Source organism: Phyllobacterium sp. SL163, from assembly GCF_049896885.1.
Classification (GTDB): Bacteria; Pseudomonadota; Alphaproteobacteria; order Rhizobiales; family Rhizobiaceae; genus Phyllobacterium; species Phyllobacterium calauticae.
The window spans coordinates 1-21021 of sequence record NZ_JAFCVE010000016.1; the positions used below are offsets into that span (position 1 = coordinate 1).

General features: G+C 63.3%; 16 protein-coding genes and 1 pseudogene. 10 read left to right on the top strand and 7 right to left on the bottom strand.

Annotation, left to right across the window (positions count from 1 at the left end; translation table 11 throughout):
* Positions 1-117: 117 nt before the first annotated feature.
* The 6 genes and pseudogenes from ACP7B1_RS24245 to ACP7B1_RS24270 form a co-directional block, all read right to left on the bottom strand.
* Positions 118-252: pseudogene (locus tag ACP7B1_RS24245) on the bottom strand (2Fe-2S iron-sulfur cluster-binding protein); the annotation flags it as partial.
* 38 nt (positions 253-290) lie between these two features.
* Positions 291-779, bottom strand: a complete 489-nt coding sequence (gene benB / locus ACP7B1_RS24250) for a benzoate 1,2-dioxygenase small subunit (RefSeq protein ID WP_298801145.1) — start codon at positions 777-779, stop codon at positions 291-293.
* Positions 776-2134, bottom strand: a complete 1359-nt coding sequence (locus ACP7B1_RS24255) for a Rieske 2Fe-2S domain-containing protein (RefSeq protein ID WP_298801146.1) — start codon at positions 2132-2134, stop codon at positions 776-778. The genes benB and ACP7B1_RS24255 overlap by 4 nt, the downstream gene beginning before the upstream one ends.
* Before the next feature lie 105 nt (positions 2135-2239).
* Entirely contained in the window at positions 2240-3178 is a 939-nt protein-coding gene (catA, locus tag ACP7B1_RS24260; protein WP_298801147.1) for a catechol 1,2-dioxygenase, read from the bottom strand.
* A 52-nt stretch (positions 3179-3230) separates the two neighbouring features.
* Complete coding sequence (gene catC / locus ACP7B1_RS24265; protein ID WP_298801148.1) at positions 3231-3521, bottom strand: muconolactone Delta-isomerase; 291 nt, start codon at positions 3519-3521, stop codon at positions 3231-3233.
* A 10-nt stretch (positions 3522-3531) separates the two neighbouring features.
* Complete coding sequence (locus tag ACP7B1_RS24270) at positions 3532-4713, bottom strand: muconate/chloromuconate family cycloisomerase (RefSeq protein ID WP_298801149.1); 1182 nt, start codon at positions 4711-4713, stop codon at positions 3532-3534.
* Between the two features lie 152 nt (positions 4714-4865).
* Between ACP7B1_RS24270 and ACP7B1_RS24275 the strand changes: the two genes are divergently transcribed.
* Positions 4866-5813 (top strand): LysR family transcriptional regulator, encoded by a 948-nt coding sequence (locus tag ACP7B1_RS24275; RefSeq protein WP_298801150.1) that lies wholly within the window; start codon positions 4866-4868, stop codon positions 5811-5813.
* Positions 5814-6119: 306 nt separating this feature from the next.
* Here the strand turns inward: ACP7B1_RS24275 and ACP7B1_RS24280 are convergent, their stop codons facing one another.
* A complete protein-coding gene (locus tag ACP7B1_RS24280; RefSeq protein WP_298801151.1) occupies positions 6120-7088 on the bottom strand; it encodes a helix-turn-helix domain-containing protein in 969 nt (322 codons plus the stop codon).
* A 242-nt stretch (positions 7089-7330) separates the two neighbouring features.
* On the opposite strand from ACP7B1_RS24280, the gene ACP7B1_RS24285 reads away from it, so the two are divergent.
* The 9 genes from ACP7B1_RS24285 (at position 7331) to ACP7B1_RS24325 (ending at position 21020) form a co-directional block, all read left to right on the top strand.
* Complete coding sequence (locus ACP7B1_RS24285) at positions 7331-9091, top strand: hydantoinase B/oxoprolinase family protein (RefSeq protein WP_395773287.1); 1761 nt, start codon at positions 7331-7333, stop codon at positions 9089-9091.
* A 12-nt stretch (positions 9092-9103) separates the two neighbouring features.
* Complete coding sequence (locus tag ACP7B1_RS24290; protein ID WP_395773286.1) at positions 9104-11185, top strand: hydantoinase/oxoprolinase family protein; 2082 nt, start codon at positions 9104-9106, stop codon at positions 11183-11185.
* A gap of 54 nt (positions 11186-11239) precedes the next feature.
* Positions 11240-12595, top strand: a complete 1356-nt coding sequence (locus ACP7B1_RS24295) for a purine-cytosine permease family protein (RefSeq protein WP_395773285.1) — start codon at positions 11240-11242, stop codon at positions 12593-12595.
* Between the two features lie 351 nt (positions 12596-12946).
* A complete protein-coding gene (locus ACP7B1_RS24300) occupies positions 12947-13558 on the top strand; it encodes a TetR/AcrR family transcriptional regulator (RefSeq protein ID WP_395773284.1) in 612 nt (203 codons plus the stop codon).
* Positions 13559-13628: 70 nt separating this feature from the next.
* Positions 13629-15608 carry a hydantoinase/oxoprolinase family protein gene (locus tag ACP7B1_RS24305; protein WP_395773283.1) on the top strand — a complete coding sequence of 660 codons (1980 nt, stop codon included), beginning with the start codon at positions 13629-13631 and terminating at the stop codon, positions 15606-15608.
* Complete coding sequence (locus tag ACP7B1_RS24310) at positions 15605-15949, top strand: acetone carboxylase subunit gamma (RefSeq protein ID WP_395773282.1); 345 nt, start codon at positions 15605-15607, stop codon at positions 15947-15949. Before ACP7B1_RS24305 ends, ACP7B1_RS24310 begins: the two co-directional genes overlap by 4 nt.
* Entirely contained in the window at positions 15946-16752 is an 807-nt protein-coding gene (locus ACP7B1_RS24315; protein ID WP_395773281.1) for a hypothetical protein, read from the top strand. Before ACP7B1_RS24310 ends, ACP7B1_RS24315 begins: the two co-directional genes overlap by 4 nt.
* Positions 16753-16779: 27 nt before the next feature.
* A complete protein-coding gene (locus tag ACP7B1_RS24320; RefSeq protein ID WP_426137392.1) occupies positions 16780-18912 on the top strand; it encodes a hydantoinase/oxoprolinase family protein in 2133 nt (710 codons plus the stop codon).
* A 53-nt stretch (positions 18913-18965) separates the two neighbouring features.
* On the top strand, positions 18966-21020 hold the full coding sequence (locus tag ACP7B1_RS24325; RefSeq protein WP_426137393.1) for a hydantoinase B/oxoprolinase family protein: 2055 nt from the start codon (positions 18966-18968) through the stop codon (positions 21018-21020).
* Position 21021 lies beyond the last annotated feature (1 nt).

Genomic DNA, 21021 nt, shown 5'->3' on the forward strand with positions numbered 1-21021 from the left:
CTGGAACGAAATTGACCGACCCCTCGAACGCTTCAGGCCAATCCGGGCTAACCGCTTCAATCCAAACAACTTCAAATTCCCTTAGCGTGTATTAATGTAGAAATGCCCACGGAGCCCCACGCCGTCGGAGCAATCCATCGGCAGGTTGATCTGGCTGCGATAGGCCGCGTCCAGCAATTTCTCGCCCGCCCGACATTCCACGAAGCGCGTGACGCCGTCTTCGAAATTCAATGCGATCCGGTAATTGCTCATGGTTTCTCCTCCCCGACAAAGGCGAGCCTTCTGGTCTGTCAGATGTGATAGATGTCGATGACCTGGCGGATGTAATCGTTCTTCAGAACGACCTTCTTGGCGGTAATCAGGAAACCCGTTCCGGTGCGACGCAGGGTCAGGAACACCGTGCCAAAGAACTGGTCGGTGATCTGGTAGCGATGATTGAGCGTGAGAAAATTGTAGCGAAGCTTGATCTCCGCGCTCTGGTCCGAGAGGATCTCAATGTTCGAGATCATGTGGCTCGTTCGCGGCTCCGGTGTCGATGCGCCCGATCGCTCCGTCTTGATGCGGAAAACGCGATCCTCGAGCCCGCCGCGGTCCGGGTAATAGATCAGGGAGATTTCGCTCTGCGGATCCTCCGTCAACTGGTCGTCGTCATCCCAGGCCGGCATCCAGTAGCTGGCATCGTCGGCATAGCAGGTCAGCCACTCGTCCCATTGGCGGTCGTCGAGGAGGCGGGCTTCGCGGTAGAGGAAGGCGGCAATTTGGGTCTCGATCGCGCTCATGCGGACGCTCCTTCGATCTCTGTGGCAAGCGCGTTGCGCATCACCTTGGCCCAGTATTCGTGCTGGCGCACGAAGAGCCCTTCGTCCTCGCTGCGTTCGCCCGAGAGCAGGGGCTTCAGACCCATCCGGCGCGCGTTATCGTCCGGCCCGTCGATCCAGAGCGGTGCACCTCTGGAAAGGTCGTTCCAGAGCGCCGCGGTTCCGGCATAGCCGGTCTGACAGGCGCGGAACTCTTCGAGGTCGTCTGCGGTGCCCATGCCTGACACGTTGAAGAAGTCCTCGTATTGCCGGATACGCAGTGCCCGGTCGGCCGCACTTTCGCCCTTGGGCGCAAAGCAGAAGATGCTGATCTCGGTCTTGTCGACGCTGATCGGGCGCGTCACGCGGATCTGCGTGCTGAACTGGTCCATCAGGAAGACGTTCGGGTAGACGCACAGATTGCGGGTCTGGTTGACGATGAAATCGGCCTTGTCGCTGCCAACCCGTTCCCGGATTTCGTCGCGCCTGTTGTAGACCGGGCGCACTTCCGGGTTCATGGTATTGGTCCAGAGGAGGATATGTCCGTTGTCGAAGCCGTAGACGCCGGCAACCGACCGGCTCCAGCTATTGGCGTCGACGGCCTTGGTGCCCTCTTCCTTGCGGCGGCCCATGGTCGCGGCATAGTTCCAGTGGACGGAGCTGACGTGATAGCCGTCGCAGCCGTTCTCCATCTGGAGCTTCCAGTTGCCGTCATAGATGTAGGACGAGTTCCCGCGCAGAACCTCGAGGCCTTCAGGGGCCTGGTCGACGATCTGGTCGATGATTACTTTCGTCTCGCCGAGGAAATCCTCGATCGATGCGACATCGGCATTGAGACTGCCGAACAGGAAGCCGCGATAGTTTTCGAAGCGGGCCACACGCGTCAGGTCATGCGACCCGTCCTTGGCGAACTGTTCCGGATATTGGGTCGTCTTTTCGTCCTTCACCTTCAGCAGTTTGCCGTTGTTGGAGAAGGTCCAGCCGTGGAAGGGACAGGTAAACGAGCCCTTGTTGCCATGCTTGCGACGGCACAGCATCGCACCGCGATGGGCGCAGGCATTGATCACCGCATGGAGCGTCCCGGTCTTGTCGCGCGTGATGACGATCGGCTGGCGACCGATCGAGGTGGTGTAATAATCGTTTACCTCCGGGATCTGGCTTTCATGGGCGAGATAGACCCAGTTGCTCTCGAAGATGTATTTCATCTCCAGTTCGAACAGGTCCGGATTGGTGAAGATGTCGCGGCGGCATCTGAAGACGCCAGCTTCGTGATCGTCTTCGACCGCATTGGCCAGCAGGTCCTGCAGGGCAGCATGCTTGTTGATGATCTTGGACACGGTTTCTCTCCCACCGCGGAGGGGATAGATCCCCGCCGTGGCAACGATGTCGATGGATTGGGACGAAGGGGGAGGTGGTCCGGTCTTCCCGGACCACCTGTCGGGTCAGGCAGCGGCGCGCGGGCGCAGGGCATTCACCTGGTTGTCGACGCCGTCGACGAGGGCAGTCAATTTGATGTCGAATACGATTTCGGCAAAGGGACCGGTAAGACCGTTCGCCGTGATGCTGGCGTCGTCGGTGCGTTCGATGACGTCGGGCACCAGACCGTCACGGGTCGCATAGGCGAAATCGTCGTTGATCAGCGGATCGCCGGCGATATTGATCTGTGTCGTCAGCTTGCGGTGATCATCGGCGCTGACGAAGAAGTGGATATGGGCCGGACGCTGGCCATGGCGGCCGAGCGCAGACAGGAGCTTCTCGGTCGGGCTGCCCGGGGGAACGCCATAGCCGTGCGGCACGATGCTCTGGAACTTGTAGCGGCCGTGCTCGTCGGTAATGATCGTGCGGCGCATGTTGAAGGGCGCCTGCCTGCCCGTCGGATCGAAGTGTGAGTAGAAGCCGCGCGTGTCGCAATGCCAGACTTCGACCTTTGCCCCGGCGCTCGGCTTGCCGTCGGCGCCATAGACGGTGCCGTGCATGATCAGCGTGTGACCGTCTGTGTCGGTGCCATCGTCGAGACGGGCAAAGCCTTCACAGACCGGAGCTCCGGCCACGTAGAGCGGTCCCTCGATCGTCCGCGGCGTTTCGTTCTTGATGCCGAGTGCTTCGTCGATGGCGTCCAGACGCTCATCGAGGAAATGGTCGAGGCCAAGGCCCGGGGAAATCAGGCCGGCCTGACCCGCGGCACCGATCTCGTTGATCCAGGCAATTGCGGTCCAGTATTCGTCGGGCGTCACGTCGAGGTCATCGATCGTCTTGAAGAGATCGGATACGACCCGGTGGACGATTTGCTTGACGCGCGGATTGCCGCTCGTCTTGTCCTGGCCGCTCAGGACCTTCAGAAAGTCCTGGATGTCGGGGCGGTTGAAGATCTTTACGCTCATGTCATGTCCTCCTCACATGGGTTGAATTGCGCCGGCCGCTGCCGGCATGTCGTCAACTGTCGTCGTCTCGAACAGCCGAGGGATGGCGCAGCAGCGGCATCACTTCGATGTCCATGAATTTGAAAAGGGGCAGGCCGGAGAGAAGCCCATGCAGCTCCTCATTGTCGGCCACGTCGAAAATGCTGACGTTCGCGTAGTGGCCGGCGATCCGCCAGATATGCCGCCACTTGCCTTTTGCCTGCAGGTCTTGCGAATAGCGCTTCTCGCGCTGCAAGATTTCTGCGGCCTCCTGCGCTGGCAGATCATGCGGCAGATTGACCGTCATCTTGACGTGAAACAGCATGGTCTTCTCCTCATTCCGTCGCGCAGGTCATGTGGCGAGATCCCTCGCGTGTGAAGTGTTTCAGCCTGTCCGGGTCCAGCGTGATGCCAAGCCCTGGGGCCGTCGGCACGGCCAGCGAGAAATTGCTGTAGTCGAGCGGCTTTTCGAGGATCTCTTCGGTGAGAAGCAGTGGTCCGAAAAGCTCGGTTCCCCATTTCAGATCAGCAAAGGTCGAGAAGAGATGGGCCGAAACCACGCTGCCGATCGCCCCTTCCAGCATGGTGCCGCCGTAGAGCTCGATACCGGCGGCATCGGCGATCGCTGCCACACGCTGAGCGTTAAAAGGTCCGCCGCTCTGCTCCACCTTCACGGCAAAGACATCCGCCCCATTGCTGCGCGCGATCTCGAAGGCGCTTTCCGGCCCGCTCAAGGCCTCGTCCGCCATGACGGCGATCGGGAAACGGCGAACCAGTCGACCGAGGGCGGCCGTGGATCGGACCGGCTGCTCGACCAGTTCACAGCCGGCATCGGCAAGAGCGGCGATGCCGAGATTGGCTTCGGTCTCGGTCCAGGCCATGTTGACATCGGCACGCACGGCGCCGCGCTCGCCGAGTGCCCGCTTGATCGCTGCGACATGGGCGACATCTTCGCGAACCGATCGCCGCCCGATCTTCAGCTTGAAGATCGCATGGCGATTAAGGGCGAGCATCTGCTCGGCCTCATCGATATCGCGTGCGGTATCGCCCGATGCGAGTGTCCAGGCGACGGGGAGGCGATCACGGCGGCGGCCGCCGAGGAGTTCGCTGACCGGCAGCCCGACGCGCTTGCCCTGGGCGTCGAGAAGAGCGGTTTCCACCGCGCTCTTGGCAAACCGATTGTCCTTCACCATCTTGCCAAGTCGCGCCATCAGGGACTGGATGCGGGTGGCGTCTTCGCCGAGCATCACCGGTGCGAAATAGCGATCGATGGAAAGCTTCATGCCTTCCGGGCTTTCGCCGCCATAGGCCAGACCGCCGATGGTCGTACCTTCGCCGATGCCCACAATGCCGTCGCTGCAATGGATCATCACAAGCATCAGCGTCTGGCCGTTCATCGTCGTGACCGAGAGCTTGTGTGGCCGGATCGTCGGCAGGTCGACAAGCATTGTTTCGATGCGTTCGACGGTGGGGGCAGCGGCAAGCGCCTGGAGTGGGGGGTGAATGGTCGCGTTCATGGGGCATTGATGTGCGAACTCACCTCCGCCGTCCAAGATTGATTGAGTGTTGCATGATACCTTCAGAGTATGATGTTTGATTTGCCTGCTGTATTTTCGGGATGATTTAGGTCATTCTGTTGAAATTATGCTCAACACAGGCAGGGACGATCATGGATCTTCGACAGCTCCGGTACTTCGTGGCGGTGGCCAGGGAACGCAATTTCACGCGGGCCGCGGAGATCCTGCATATCGCGCAGCCGCCGCTGAGCCGGCAGATCCAGTTGCTGGAAGAAGAACTCGGCGTAGAGCTCGTCATCCGCTCCAGCCGGCCGGTTCGCCTTACGGAAGCCGGCCGCGTCTTCTATGAACAGGCCCTGCAGATCCTCGGCCGCGTCGAGCAGATGAAGGAGGCGACCCGTCGTGTCGGCCTTAACCAGAACAGCGTGCTGTCGATCGGCTTCGTCGCATCCACCCTTTATGGCGGGCTGCCGGCACTCGTTCGCAAGCTACGGCAGCAGGCGCCGGATCTCGATATCCAGCTTCTGGAGATGATGTCGGTCCACCAACTCCCCGCCTTGAAAGAGGGACGGATCGACATCGGCTTTGGACGGCTGCGCCACGCCGATACCGCCATCGTGAGCACGGTGCTCCGAGAGGAGCGTCTGGCCGTCGCTATCCCCGAAGGCACCCCGCTCGCCTCCAAGAGCGATGCCATCCCGCCGGAAGCCCTTGCGGGAGAAAAACTGATCGTCTACCCGCGCGAACCGCGCCCGAGCTTCGCGGACCAGGTTCTGAATTTCCTGCTCGACCGCGATGTCCGTCCGGCGGAGATACTGGAGGTCAGCGAGATCCAGACAGCCCTTGGCCTCGTGGCTGCAGAAGCAGGCCTGTGCGTCGTACCGTCGTCAGCCCGCAAGCTGAGATCCGATGTTCACTATCGTCTTCTTTCGGGTGACAGGGCCACCTCTCCGATCATCCTCAGCCACCGTGCCGGCGACAGCTCCCCGCATATCGAGCTCGTCAAGCAGCTGATCCAGGAAATGTATCAGGAGAACCCACCCTGGCTCGGTCTCGAGCACAATCTGACGATTGCGAACTCCATCGGCCCGGAGGGATAGGTTGCATCAAAGCAATGACCATTGCTTCCGGAGCGTCGGGCGCCCGGCGACCCCGCTCGTGCCAGCGGCCGGCCGAAATGTCTCAAGCAGCGGTGTATTGGGGAGATGTTGTCGGCTTTGCGCCGGAATGGACGGCGGAGCTTGCCGACCGCGACATCGTCATTGCAAGGCCGCTTGCACGGCCATCTTGGGTAGGGGTGCGGTTGCCCTGTGCGTGACCTTGCGGGTTGGACGGCAAGCGCGATGTCTTCGGCCGGGTTGCGCAAGCCGCCGGTGGTCGAATTGCCTGAGCGCGTTTGCAGCCCTTTATCTCGCCCCGCCGGTAGATCCGCGCGCCTTCTCCCGGAACTCCCCCGGCGGAACGCCGAAATGGGCCTTGAAGACACGGGAGAACTGGGTCTGGTCGCTGAAGCCCCAACGGTAGGCGATCTCCGCGGCGGTCTGATTGTTGTTGGGGTCGGCCAGCGCGTCCCGACAGGCGGCCAGCCGCTGGTCGCGGATCCAGCCCCTCACCGTCTGATCGGTGTCCTTAAACAATTCGTGGAGATAACGCGTGGAGATGCCGCAGGCTTGTGCGATGCGCTCCGGCCCGAGATCGAACTCGTGAAGGTTGGTGCGGATATAGGCCTCGATACGCGCCAGATGCGCGGCGCGAACGGTCGAGTTGCCCGACGTGAGCACACGGTCGTCGGCCTTGATCGCCAGCACGAGCAGATCGACCAACTGGCGGCCGACCGTCGCCCTTGCCTCCTGTGTCATCCCGTCGAAACGTGCGGGCAGGAGCTGCAACATGTCGTTGAAAAGGCCGCCCGCACCATTGTTTGCCTCGAACTGCAAAGTACAGAATCTGTCTGGCGCCCGTAGACGGCCGGTCAAGGCATCCGCATCGACCTTCAGCACCCACATGTCGGCCGGTTCGGCATGGCTGAACTGGTAGGGCTCACTGCTGCGCTCCAAAATGAAGCCGCCCGGTCGGCATTTGACGTCGCGACCGCTCTGGGAAAAGTACACTTCTGCCTTTGCCGGCACGGTCACGAGGAACTCCTCCTCCCTGGCCCCGCGGAAATGGTGGGGCAGGCGCAGATATTGAAGCGAATCTGAGGTGAGGCGGGAGATGGACACATCGCCGAACCGCCAGGTGGTCAGGTCGCCGGAAAAACGGTCGGCTTCGCGGAAGCGAAGGTCGAGCGGAAAATAGGCCGACGCGATGGCCTCGTGCCAGTGGCGGCTGCGGTCCGGCGCGCGCGTCGCGCCTGTCGTGATGCTCGTCTTCATGCGGGCTCGTCCTCTTGGGATCGAAGGTACGCACAGGATTTCTGCCAGGCAATGAAAATGGCAGCTTATGCGTCGGCGCGCAAATCGTTGTTCCCTGCCTGCAAAGACGCAGGCAGAAATCTCTGCCTAGATTGATCCTGGCTTCAACGGTGCGACAGATACCGGCTGCCGGGGAACAGACATTTCAGCTAGACGACCGGTTTCCAGGCCGTCGGTTCTCGCCCTCAACCAGCGTGAACACGATGCTTCATACCCAGACTGCAAAAGTAGACCCGATCACGCTCTCGGTCGTGCGGGGCATGCTCGAGACGACCCAGCGCGAAATGACGCTTGCGCTCGAAAAGACGGCGCGCTCGTCGGTCTTCAACCTGGCGCACGACTATTCGACGGCGCTCTTCAACGCCCGGCCGGAGATGATCCTGCAGGGCCAGGACATCCCGATCCATCTCGGCTCGCTCATCCCAGCAATGAAGGCGGTTGCCGCCTTCTTCGGTGACGACATCCATGAAGGCGATCTCTTCCTGCACAACGACCCGGCCTTTGGCGGCAGCCATGCCATCGACACCTGCATGTACAAGCCGGTCTTCTACAAGGGCGAGCTGGTCTACTGGACCGTCTGCAAGGGGCATCTCACCGACATTGGCGGTCCGGTCCCGGCCGGGTACAACCCGAACGCCACGGAGATCTACGCCGAGTGCCTGCGCATCCCGCCCGTCAAGATCTGGGACCGCGGCAAGCCGCGCCATGACGTGCTCAACATGATCCTCACCAACATGCGGGCTCGCCGCGACCAGGAGGGTGACTTCCGTGCGCTCATCGGCGCCTGCCAGGTGGGGGAGCGCAACCTCATCGCCATGCTCGACAAGTACGGCAAGGCCGAAGTGGACGCCTGCGTCGACACGCTGCTCGATATGGCCGACCGCCACATGCGGGCGCTGATCGCCACCGTGCCGGACGGCACCTATGAAGGCTCCGCCATCCTCGAGGATGCAGGCCACGGCTTCGGCGATTTCGAGATCAAGGCGACGGTGACCATCACCGGAGACAGCTGCCATATCGCGATCGATAGCCCGCCGCAGGTGCCCTATTTCATCAACTCCTACGAAGGAAATTCCCATTCCGGCGTCTATCTCGGGCTGATGATGTTTGCGGCTTTGCCGCCACCCTACAATGAAGGGCTCTATCGCTGCGTCAGCCTCGACTTCGGCCCGAAGGGCACGCTGTGCAACGCACAGGAGCCGGCCCCGCACATGAACTGCACGACGACGCCCATGGAAACCCTGACGGACGCCGTGCGCCTGGCCTTCGAGAAGGCGATGCCCTCCAAGGTTTCGGCTTCCTGGGGCCATGCCAACGGCCTCAACATTGCCGGCCGTGACGCCCGCAACAACGAGGAATTCGTGACCATGGTGCTCGCCACCGTTATTTCCGGAGGCGGGGCAACACCCAAGCAGGACGGTTGGCACGCGGTTGGCCCGGAATGCTGCTTCGGGGCGCTGACCTCGGGCGATGTCGAGCTGCTCGAATATTCCTATCCCATCGTCATCCACCGCTATGCGCTGATGACCGACTCGGGCGGCGCCGGCAAGTTCCGCGGCGGCTCGGGCACGGCCTGGGAGGTCGAGCCGCTCAATGGCGACATCCTTTGCATCGGCTTCGGCGAGGGCCGGCGCATCCCGGCCATGGGGGCGGCGGGCGCCAAGTCTGCGATGGTCGACACCAAGGTCGGCCGGGTGGAGCTGCGCCGCGACGGCAAGGTCGAGGTCGAGCGGAAGAACATCATCGAGACCATCAAGCCTGGCCAGACGATCACCAACCTCAATCCGGGTGGCGGCGGCTACGGCAATCCGTTCGAGCGGCCGGTCGAGAAGGTGGTCTGGGACGTGCGCAACGGCCTCGTCTCCATCGAGGGCGCCCGCCTCGACTATGGCGTCGTGATCGCGAACCCGCAGACCCTCGAGGTCGATACGGCCGCAACCGAACGGCTCAGAGCCACCGCGTAAGGAAAACCAGACATGACCATGCATTCCTACCGCCTCGGCATCGATGCCGGCGGCACCTTCACCGACTTCGTCATCGCCGACCGTGCGACCGGTGAGGTCAAGCTCTTCAAGGCGCTTTCCACGCCCTCCGATCCCACCAAGGCCATCGAGAACGGCCTGGGGCTGATCGCCGCCGATCTCGGTCGGCCGATCGAGGACATCATCGCAAACTGCGACCTCTGCATCAACGGCACCACGGTCGGTCTCAACGCGCTCATCACGCATCGTGGTGGCAAGACGGGCCTGATCTGCACGGCGGGCCACGAGGATTCCATCGAGATCCGCAATGGTCACAAGGAGGACGGCTTCCGCTACGATCCCGAATATCCGGCTGCAACCATGCTGGTGCCGCGCTATCTCAGGCGCGGCGTGCGCGAGCGCATCCTGTCGGACGGCTCGGTGCGCACGCCGCTCAACGAGGAGGACGTGCGCGAGGCCTGCAGGCTCTTCCTGAAGGAAGGCGTCGAGACCGTCGCCATCTCCTTCGTCTGGTCGGTGCTCGATCCAAGCCACGAGCGGCGCGCGGCCGAAATCGTACGCGAGATGATGCCGGAGGCAATCCTGACCGTCGGCGTCGAACTCTACCCGCAGGTGCGCGAATATACCCGCACCTCCACCGCGGTGACGAACGCCTATCTCGCCCCCGTCATGCGTCGCTATGTCATGGCGGTCGACGCCTATTTCCGACAGCTCGGGGCCAAGCAGCCGGTGCGCTATTTCCAGTCGAACGGCGGGCTTGCCGTGGGTCAGGTCATGACCGACCGCTCGGTCTACGCCATCAATTCCGGTCCGGCGTCAGCGCCGCAGGCGGGTCTCTATGCTGGCGCGCCTTTCGACCACAAGAACGTCATCACCGTCGACATGGGCGGCACGTCCTTCGACATTACGCTCACCCGCAACGGCCAGACCAACCTCAACAAGAATATCGACTTCCTGCGCTACCGCATCGGCGTTCCGATGATCCAGGTCGAGACGCTGGGCGCGGGCGGCGGCTCGATCGGCTGGATCGATCCGCTCGGTCTCCTGCAGGTCGGCCCGCAATCGGCCGGCTCCGAGCCGGGCCCGGCCTGCTACGGCCGCGGCGGCACCGAGCCGACCACGTCGGACGCAAACCTCGTGCTCGGCTATCTCAACCCCCAAGGGCTTCTCGGCGGCAAGCTGCCGCTCGACGTCGAGAAGGCGCGCGCCGCGGTGGCGAAGGTCGCGGGCCCGCTCGGCATTTCCGTGGAGCAGGCGGCCTATGGCATGTTCGCTATCGTCAACAATTCGATGGTCAACGGCATCCGCCGCGTCTCGGTCGAGCGCGGCTACGATCCGCGCGATTTCGTGCTGGTCGGCGCAGGGGGCGCGACCGCGGCACACATCACGGCGCTGGCGCGGGAGATGGGTATCGATACGATCATCCTGCCCAAGCTCGCCTCGGGCCTTTGCGCCTTCGGGCAGATCATTTCCGACGTGAAGTATAACTACATGGCGCCCGCGCCCGTGCGCCTCGACAATGCGGCGGCCTATGAGCGCATCGACAGCCTGTTCGAAGAGATCGAAGCAAAGGGCGTTGCGCATCTGGAGGCGGACGGCTTTGCCGCTGATGCCATCGACATCAAGCGCTCGATCGACATGCGCTATGTCGGCCAGGTGCATGAGTGCACCGTGGATATCGGCACCTTCCCGATCAACGAAACCACGATCGAGAAGGTCAAGGACGCGTTCCATGCCCGACACGAGGAACTCTACACCTATTCCGAGCGCCACAGCGCTGTCGAGGTGGTGAACCTGGAATCCACCCTCTATGGCCGTATCGAGAAGGTCCGCCCGCCGAAGCTTCCGGCTGGCGGTGATGCCAGCGCGGCGCTGAAGGGCCACCGCGACGCGATCTTCGACCAGTCGGGCAAGCCGGTCTTAACGCCGATCTATGCGGGGGCCAAGCTCGGCGCCGGCGCCCGCGTCACGGGACCGGCCATCATCGAGGAGGTGACGACGACCATCGTCATCGAGCCCGGCTGGACGAGCATTCTGCATGAAAGCGGCAGCTATCTGCTGACACGGGAAGACTGACGGCTGGCCCCGCCAACGGGCGGGGCAGCCACCTGCAACGAAGAGGGGAAAACAATGGCAGGCAACCTATCGGCCGTAGAGGCCGAGACTTCTGACTTCTCCAATGTGGCGGTACCGCCACAGGCGCGCATGCCGCGGGGGGCGTTGACCATGGCGTGGTGGGCGGTGTGCAGCGCCGTCTTCTACATCGTCGTCGGGGCGGCGATGGCGCTCAATTTCGGGACGCGCAATGCCATTATCGGCATGGTGCTCTCGGTGGTCGTCTACGGCCTCGTCAACGCGGTACTCAGCCGCTTTGCCATTCGCACCGGGCTTTCCGTCGCCCTGTTCTCGCGGGTGCTCTTCGGCAATGTCGGCGCGGGGCTCGCGACCCTCATCTTCTGCGCAACGGCAATCTACTATGCCGTCTTCGAGGGTTCGGTGATCGCCGTCGGCATCACCACGATCCTGCCGTCGATTTCCTATCCCATCGCGGCGCTGATCGTCGTCCTCTACAGCGTGCCGCTGATCTTTGGCAGCATCCAGACCTGGCTCGACAAGTTCAACGGCGTGCTGTTGCCGTTCTACATCCTCGGTCTCGTCGTGGCGGTCGTCCTCGCCGTCGGCGAATACGGCTATAGCGACAAGTGGCTGAACCTCGGGCCGGAAACCGGTGCTCCGGCCGGTGGCTGGTGGTCGTGCTTCGTCTACTATATGGGCGTCTGGGTCCTGATGATGTTCACCTTCGACTATGCCCGCTTCGGCCGGCAGGAGGATGCGGGCTATCACGCCTGGTTCAACTTCGGCATGCCCTTCTATGTCATGGCCTTCCTGGTGAGCGGGCTCTTTGGCATGTTCATGATCGGCACCGTGCCGGATCTCGGCGCCCTTTCGGAAGTCAGCGTGCTCCTGGCGCTGCTGAAGCTCATGGGGATCTGGGGCCTGCTGTTCGTCTGGGTCACGCAGACCCGGATCAACACGGCCAACTACTATTTGGCAGCGGTCAATCTGGAGGCGCTCGTGCAGCTCTTCGGCAAACTGCCCTTCGGGCGGATTGGCTGGGCAATCGCGGTCGGCGCGATCGTGTATGTGCTGATGCTCGCGGATGTCTTCGCCTATCTTCTGTCGGCGCTCGCCTACCAGGGCATCTTCGTCGTCGCCTGGGTGGCGGTCGCCATGGCGCATATCCTGATCGACCGATATAGTGCGCTGGTCGGCGGCACGATCGAATACCGTTCCAGCCATGTGCCCGCCTTCAACCCCCTCGGCATCGCTGCCTGGTTCGTCGCTGCAGCCATCGGCATCTGGCTCCATGTCTGGGGGGGCGATTATGCTGAGTTCTCAGCCCCGGCAACCGCCGTCATTGCCTTTAGCATCTATGCCGCGGGCCTGACGCAGGCGCGTCGTTCCTGGTTCCTGGCGGCCGGCTGATCTCGTGGCCCGTGCCCCGCAAAAGGGCACGGGGCCAGCAATGGCTGGGTCGTCCGTTGATGATGACCGTCACGTAGGCGCGCGCGCCTGCGCCCGCGGCATCAGGGTTTGTCTGATGTCGGCCGGCTTTCCTGCTGACGTGATCAGCAATGTTTTTGCGATGGGGCTCGCTCGCGCGGCATCAGCTGCGAGCGGGCTCTCCTTTTTTGGAGCCGTGCCATTCTTCGATGGGTTGGATGGTCCCGGAAAACACATCAATCGCACAATTGGTCATGGGGACACATTGACATTGACGCGAGTGTGGGGTTATAGAACGAACGTTCGATAAGTATCGAGCGGGAGGAGACCTGCATGGAAGTATCTGAAGGCCGCGGTGGCGATCCGGTGGACGGCTCGGGCGACGTCCGGGAGAACCTTTTGTCGACGGCAGTCGGCATGTTCTCCGAGAAGGGCTATAGCGGGACATCGATCCGCGACATCGCCAAGGTGCATGGCGTCAGCCTGTCCAACATCTACTATCACTTCGGCAACAAGGACGGCCTGTGGCGCGAAATTCTTGACCGTTCGGTGCGGATGCTCCCGGATCGGTTGCGTGCAGCGGCAGACTTGGCCGAGACACCGCGTGCCCAGCTGGAGGCGCTGGTGCGTGCCCACCTCGCGATGGCGGCCGAATATCGGCGCGAACTGCTGATGCTCCTTGCCCAGACGACGGAGCTTGCCGAGGACGTGGGCAAGGCCACGGCCGAGATCCAGCGCGACGTTCTGGGGATCTATTCGGAGGTGTTGGGGCGGCTGAGCGCGGAGGGCGGGCTCAATTCCGACCATGTGCGTGTCACCGCCTTCAACCTGCTCGGCGTGATCAACTGGCATCTCCGCTGGTATCGACCGGACGGGCCGCTGTCCGAAGAGGCGGTCCACCAGGAAATCGTCGACTTCATCATGCGCGGCGCCTGCCGCACCTGACAGCAGACTGAGTCCGTCTTTGGGGCGGGAGGAACGGAGCGGCAGGCCGGTCGCTCCGAAGGGAGGATATATGGCCTACACAATCGATATTGATACCGGGGGAACCTTCACCGACGGCTTCGTTGCGGGGCCGGGCATTGCCCGCGCCGTCAAGACCCCGACGACGCCCCATGATCTGACGGAATGCTTCCTCAACTGCATCAAGGCGGGGGCTGCAGCGGTGGGTGTCTCGGTCGAGAGATTTCTCGAGCAGACCGCTGTGGTCCGTTTTGCCAGCACGGTTGGCACCAATGCCCTGATCGAGCGCAATGGCGCCAAGATCGGCCTGATCGTGTCAATTGGCGGACGGGCGCTCGCACCTTTGAAGACAGAGGGTCATGCCGGCATCATCGATGCCGACATGGTGGTCGAAATCGATGATGGCCTTTCGCCGCAGCAAGTGCTCGACAAGGCGCAGGGCCTGATCGATGCTGGCGCCCAGTGCCTGGTCGTGGCACTCGACGGCAGCGAAAGCGATCCGGCGCGCGAGCATGCGGTCCGCCAGGTCGTCAAGCGGGAATATCCCCGCGACTTTCTCGGATCGATCCCGGTCTTCCTGTCCTGCGACGTGACCGTGCGCGACGGTTATCAGGAGCGGATCAACAGCACGATTGTATCCGCCTATTCCCACAGCCGCCTGGCGCGCCTCCTTTACAAGGCCGAACAGGAGCTTCGAGCGCTGCGTTACCGCGGTCCCTTCCTGATCGGCCACAATGACGGCGCCGTTGCCCGCGTCGCCAAGACCCGGGCCATCAGCACCTATAATTCCGGCCCAGCCGCCGGGCTGGTCGGCGCGCGCGCCGTCGGTGCTCTCTACGGCGAAACGGATGTCATCTCTGCGGATATGGGCGGCACCTCGTTCGATATCGGTCTCGTGAGCGACGGACGGATCAAGATCGGCTTGCGGCCGCAGATCGAAGGTTACCGCACGAACGTGCCCATGAACGAGGTCGAGGCGCTCGGCGCCGGGGGCGGCTCGATCGCGGGCGTCAGCAATGGCGTGCTCTTCGTCGGCCCGAGATCCGCCGGGGCCATGCCGGGACCGGCCTGTTTCGGTCTTGGTGGCAGCGAGCCGACAGTGACGGATGCGAACCTGGTGCTCGGCCGGATTGACCCCGCCAATTTCCTTGGGGGAGCTCGCAAGCTCGATGCCGAAAAGGCGCGTTCCGCCATCCAGCGTTCGATTGCCGAGCCTCTCGGCATCAGCGTCGAAGCCGCAGCACTCGCTGTTGTGGAACGGGTTGAACAGGAAATCGGCGCCGCGGTTGCCGAACTGCGCGCGGTTTCGAGGAATGGCGACCCGCTCCTGACCGTCTATGGTGGTGCAGGCCCGCTTCACGCCTGCAAGGTGGCTGAAGCGGCCGGAATCCGCCGCATCGCCATCACGCCGTTCTCTGCGGTCTTTTCGGCATTCTCTTCGTCGTTGATGGATGTGGGTCATGGATATATGCGGGCTGTTGGCCTGTCTGCCGGCGACGCAAAGCTGCCGGAGCTCGTCGCCCGGCTGACGAGCGAAATGGAGGCCGCCGGCCTTCGCGACATGCGCGGCGAAGGGTTCGACCTCAAGGAACTGTCGTGGCGTCTGGACGTGATCCTGCTGGGTGCCGACGGCTCGGAAAGCCATCATTCGGTCGAGGTGGCCGAACCCCTTGCCGAGACAGCGCAGCGATCGCTTCAACAGATCATTCGCTCCGAGGCACCCGCCGCCGTGCAGGTCGCTTCCGCCGGTCTCTTCGTCTCTGCCCCGGTTCCGCATTTCCGTTTCGAAGAAAAGCCCCTGACCGGCGAGGGCGTCGCCGTTGCCGAAACCGGCCGCCGGCAGGTCTTCGCAGCGAGCGGTGCTCCCCCTGTCGAGGTTCCCGTCCTTGACCTGGAGAAGATGCAGCCGGGTCACGGCCTTTCCGGTCCGGCGCTTCTTGAAAGCAGCAAGACCACTGTCTGGGTTGCTCCCGGCTGGAATGCCGCCATTGACCGTTTCGCCAATCTTATGCTGACGAGGGCTCAGGCATGACCGTTCGTATCACCGAAAACCTCTCGATCGACCTGTCTACCGAAGAATGGTGCTGTGTCGCCTGCAACCACCGCCTGGCCCCGGCCCGGACGAACTACAAGACCGGATGCCTGGTTGCAGAGGTTCCGATGGATGAGGCCCACCCGCCGCTGGTCGAAGGGCAGGCGCTGAGCTTCACGCCGCATGCCGACTTCTGCCGTCTGGTCGAATTCTACTGCCCGGCCTGCGGCACGGTGCTTGAGAACGAATATCTCCCGCCGGGGCATCCGCTCACCCATGACATCGAACTGGATATCGACGCGCTGAAGGCGCGCCACCCGTCCGAGGGCGGACGGTCATGAGCGGTCGCCTGGCCATCGATGCCCTGCGCCAGGGTCGAAGCTGGAGCCGGCCCATCCTGCTGCCGTCAGCCGTCGGGCTCGGTGCGAGGGTCGATGCGCAGCTCACCGGTCTTGTCTGGTGCGATGCGCAGAAACTTGCGGATGCCTGCGTTGCGGCCGCGCGCTATCTCGGCGCCGACGCGATCTGGGTGCCGTCCTTCGGACCTGCGGACGCTCCCGATCTGGATGCGCTGACCCATCGCGACGCCGTCGAAAGGGCGATTGCGGCCGCCGCACGCCTGCAGATGGGGTGCGTCGTCGAGATCCGCGGACCGCTGGCAAGGGCGCTGGTGCTCGGCGGTGAGCTGGACGAGGCGCTGAAGCTGGTCAAGCCCGTCGTGATTGCGGAATTCGAGGCGCTGGCCCAGCTCCGCCCGGACATCATTGTCCTTGCCGAGCCCGAGCCGACGACGTCGCAAGCCGAAAGCCGCGTGCTTGCGCGGCTCTACGGGGCGCTTCGGCGCCTGGCAGAGCACTACGACATCCTCAAGGGCATGAAGCCGGCAATGCCCGGCATGTCGGAGGAGGCGATGCCGGATCTGTCCTTTGCGGCGGAAGCCGGTATGGCGGAGGGGCGCTGTGCGCTCGCCGTCGGTGCTGACTGGACGGATGTCGCAAGCTTTGCCGGCGCTGTGGCTTCGGCATTGGCCAGGGCGCGGGCCGCCCAACTGCCATTGGTCGTCTGCTGTGTCACGCCGCTTGGCGACGAGATCGAACCTAATCGCTGCCGGGAGGCGGTAGCGCAAATTGCGGAAAGCGTCTGAGGCGTGTTTCCGGACTGGGAGGAAGTCATGAAATTCGATGTTGGTATCGACATCGGCGGCACGTTCACCGATCTCTGCGCGATTTCGGAAAGCGGCTCGCTGATCACCGCAAAATCGCCCACCACCCATTACGATCTGTCCGTGGGCCTCATCCGTGGTCTGCGCGAACTGGGAAAGCGGGCCGGTCTCTCGCAGGATGACTTCCTGGGGAATGTCGAGGCGCTGCGCTATTCGACGACCATCGGCACCAACGCGCTGATCGAACGCAAGGGCCCGCGGCTCGGCCTGATCACCACCGCCGGGTTTGAAGACACGATCTTTATCGGGCGAAGCCGCAGCTGGGCCGATGGCATGGCGCTGCATGAGATCCGCGACATGGCGACGATCAGCAAGCCGGAACCGCTGGTGCCGCCGGAGATGGTCGTCGGCCTGTCGGAGCGCATGGATTGCCACGGCAAGGTCGTGCGCCCGCTCGATCCCGACGAGTTGCGTGAGAAGCTGCAACAGCTGGTCGACCGCGGTGCGCAGGGCATCGTCGTCAGCCTGATGTGGTCCTTCCTCAATCGTGCCCACGAAGAGGAGGTGCGCCGCATCATCGAGGAGGAATATCCCGAAGAGTTCCTAGGCTCGATGCCGGTGACGCTCGCCTCGGAGGTCTCGCCGAAGGCCGGCGAATACACCCGCACCATGACCGCGCTCGTCAACGCCTATATCCACGGCGTGATGATGCAGGAACTGGGTGACCTGACGCATAATCTGCGCAAGGCCAACTACCGCCGTCCGCTGATCCTGGTCCACAATACCGGGGGGAGCAAGAAGGTCTCTCGCACCCGGGCCGTCCTCACCCACAATGCTGGCCCGGTGGCCGGCATGTACGGTGCGGCCCTGATCGGCGCCCAGGAAGGGCATCGCGACATCGTTTTCGCCGACATGGGCGGAACATCCTTCGACATCGGCGTTCTGGCCGGCGGCGTCCTGCGTGCCCAGGACTTCATCCCCGTGATCGACCGCTGGCGGACCAATATTCCCGCCATCGAGGTCAAGTCGATCGGCGCCGGTGGCGGCTCGATCGCCTGGATCAACGAGGCCATGGGCGGGCGGCTCGAGGTCGGGCCGCAATCGGCCGGCTCGATCCCCGGGCCGGCCTGCTACGACCAGGGCGGAACGCTGCCGACGGTGACCGATGCCGACATGGTTCTCGGCTACATCAATCCCGACAACTATCTCGGCGGGCAGATGCAGGTGGACCCCGATGCTGCCCACGACGCCATCAAGGAGAAGATCGCCGATCCGCTGGGCATTTCCGTGCTCGAAGCCGCCTGGCGTATTCGCCGGATCGTCGATGCCCGGATGGGGCAGGAGATGTTCAACGAAGTGGCTCTGAAGGGCCACAACCCGCGCAAGTTCGTGGTCTTCGCCTGCGGTGGCGCGGGCGCCGCCCATGCCTGCGGTTTCGCCCGGCACATCGGAGCCACGACGATCATCGTTCCGGCGATGTCTTCGGTTTCCGGCGCCTTCGGCGCATCCAGCATCGAGATCCGCCAGGTCTGGGAGCAGTCCCGCAGCATTCGCCTGTTCAACTTCATGGAGCAGTCCTACCTCGGCGATCCGTCCGGGCTGAACGCGCTCGTCGCTGACCTGACCGACCGGGCGACCCGCGACCTGAAGCTCGAGGGCTTCGATCCCGATCGCATCGAATTCACGCTGGAATTCGACATGCGATACGGCTCGCAGTATCACCTGACGCGCGTCACCTCGCCGGTGTTGAATTTCGGTGGAGCGGATGATTTCCGCGAACTCTGCCGGCAGTTCGAGGAGCAGTATGCGCAGATCTATTCTCCGGAAGCGGCATTCCCCTCAGGCGGCATCGCCATCGAGGCAGTCTTTGTCACCACGCGTATCCAGCAGGAACCTCGGCGGCTTGCAAGCGTAGCCGACGACAGTCCCTACGAGGCGCAGGCCGGGGCCATCCGCAAGGCGTGCTTCGATCCGTCGATGGGCATGACCGATACGCCGGTGCATGACTGGACCAAGCTCCGCCCGGGCGCGACTGTTCCGGGGCCGGCCATCATCGAAACGCCCGACACCACTTACGTGATCGAGCCGGGCTGGACCTACCGCATGAACAACCTGCGCAACGGCATTATCAGCGCCGCCTGAAGGCGTGCGGGCGCCGGTCCTGGAGGGGACCGCAGCTCCCAGAGGAGGAAACCATGAATGCACTGACCTCGATCCGCTACAGCCGCGACCATGAAGTCGTGCAGCGCCTGCGCCCGGAACCCCCCACCGAATGGGAAAGCCGGGCCATGCAGGGGCTCAACGAGCTGGAATATGAGATCTTCACGCACAAGATGCATATGATCGCCCTGGAGGGAAAGGAGACGACGATGAAGCTCGGCGCCTCCACCGCCATGCGCTGGGGCGACGTGGCGTTCGGCATCTACACCGCGCAAGGGGACCTCGCGGTGTGCGCCACCGGCATCTACCATCATGCCGTGCTCAGCCAGTTGCCGGTCAAGTATCTGGTCAAGCACCTGGCCAATGATCCCACCGTCGGGCTGAAGGAAGGCGATGCGTTCTTCTACAATGACCCGTTCTACGGCGGTGTGCACAATGCCGATATGGGCCTGTGCATCCCGGTCTTTTCCGACGGAAAACTCGTCGCCTTCATTGGAGCGGCCGTCCACACCGGTGAGTGCGGCGGCTCCGAGCCCGGCGGCATGGTGAACGGGGCGAAGTCCCGGTATGACGAGGGGCTGATGTGCCCGCCGATCAAGATCGGCGAGAACTTCGCGCTGAAGGAAGACCTGCTCGGCCTTCTCGCGACCTCGACCCGAGATCCGCGCACCATGGTGCTCGACATCAAGGCCCGCCTGGCCGCCGCCCGCATCGCCGAGCGCCGCGTCCATGAATATGTCGCCGAAATCGGCACCGATTTTCTCGTCGGCGGACTTCGCCGCATCCTCAAGCAGACCGGGGAGGCGGCCCGCCAGAAGGTTGCAAGCCTCAATGACGGCATCTATCGCCAGCCGCGCTTCATCGACACCACGGGTCCCGAGGCGGCCCTTCTGAAGATCAACCTGACCATCGAGAAGAAAAACGAGCGGATCAAGCTGATCCTCAACGGCTCGTCGCCTCTGCTGCCGGACAGGCCGATGAACTGCTACTTCCAGGGCCTTCTCGGCATGGCGATGGTCTATGCCTGCGGCTGGCTCTTTCCCGACCTACCCGCCAATAACGGGCTTCTCGAGGCGATCGACTGGGAGTTCCCGCAAGACAGCTTCGTCAATGCCAAGGGAGATGTGCCGGTATCCTATGCGCCGGCGACCATGGTGGCCTTCAGCCAGGGCATGTTCATGGCCGGCGCCAAGCTCACCTATGCGACCGATCCGAGCCGTGCCGTCGGCGCCTGGTATACCGGTTTCGCCGTCACCGTCTTCGGCGGTTTCAACCAGTGGGGCGAACCGATGGCCGACATCACGCCCGAAATCAATGCGACGGGTGCCGGCGGGCGCCCGGGAATGGACGGCGTCGATGTCGCCGGTGCCTTCTTCGCGACGATGAGCGACTGCGGCGACGTCGAGACCACGGAGGCTGAAAGGCCGTTCCTCTACACGTTCCGCAACTTCTTCAACAATTCCTATGGACACGGCAAGTATCGCGGCGGCTCGGGCGTCGGAATGGGACTGAAAGTGCATGGTGTCCCCATGGTTGCGCTCGGCTCCATGGGCTTCGGCTCGCACTTCCCCTCGACGCTTGGCGTCTTCGGCGGTCGCGCCGCGCCGCCGGCCTTCGTACAGACCGTGCGCGGCTCGAACCTCGACACCCTCATGGCATCGGGGGCTGCGCTGCCGCACAACATGGCCGAGCTGTATTCCGCTGCAGGCACGCCCGAAGAGGGGGAGCGAAGCTATCTGAGCCTAGCGCACGCGCCCGCCCTCTATCACGGCGGAGACACGGTCTATGTGCCGGTTTCAGGCGGTGCAGGATATGGCGATCCCCTTCAGCGTAATCCGGATGCGGTCGCGCGTGACGTCGGCACTGGCCGGACATCGGCCGAGGCTGCGCGCGACATCTACGCGGTGGAGATTGACGGCCATACCGGCCTTGCCGATGCCGCCGCCACCGAGGCACGCCGCGCCGAGGTCCGGCGCAAACGGCTGGCGCGCGCCAAGCCCTATGCCGAATTCGTCGCCGACTGGTCGAAGCTTTCACCCCCGGCGGAGATCCTTCGTTACTACGGCCCGTGGGATGGCGCGGCGGCTTGAT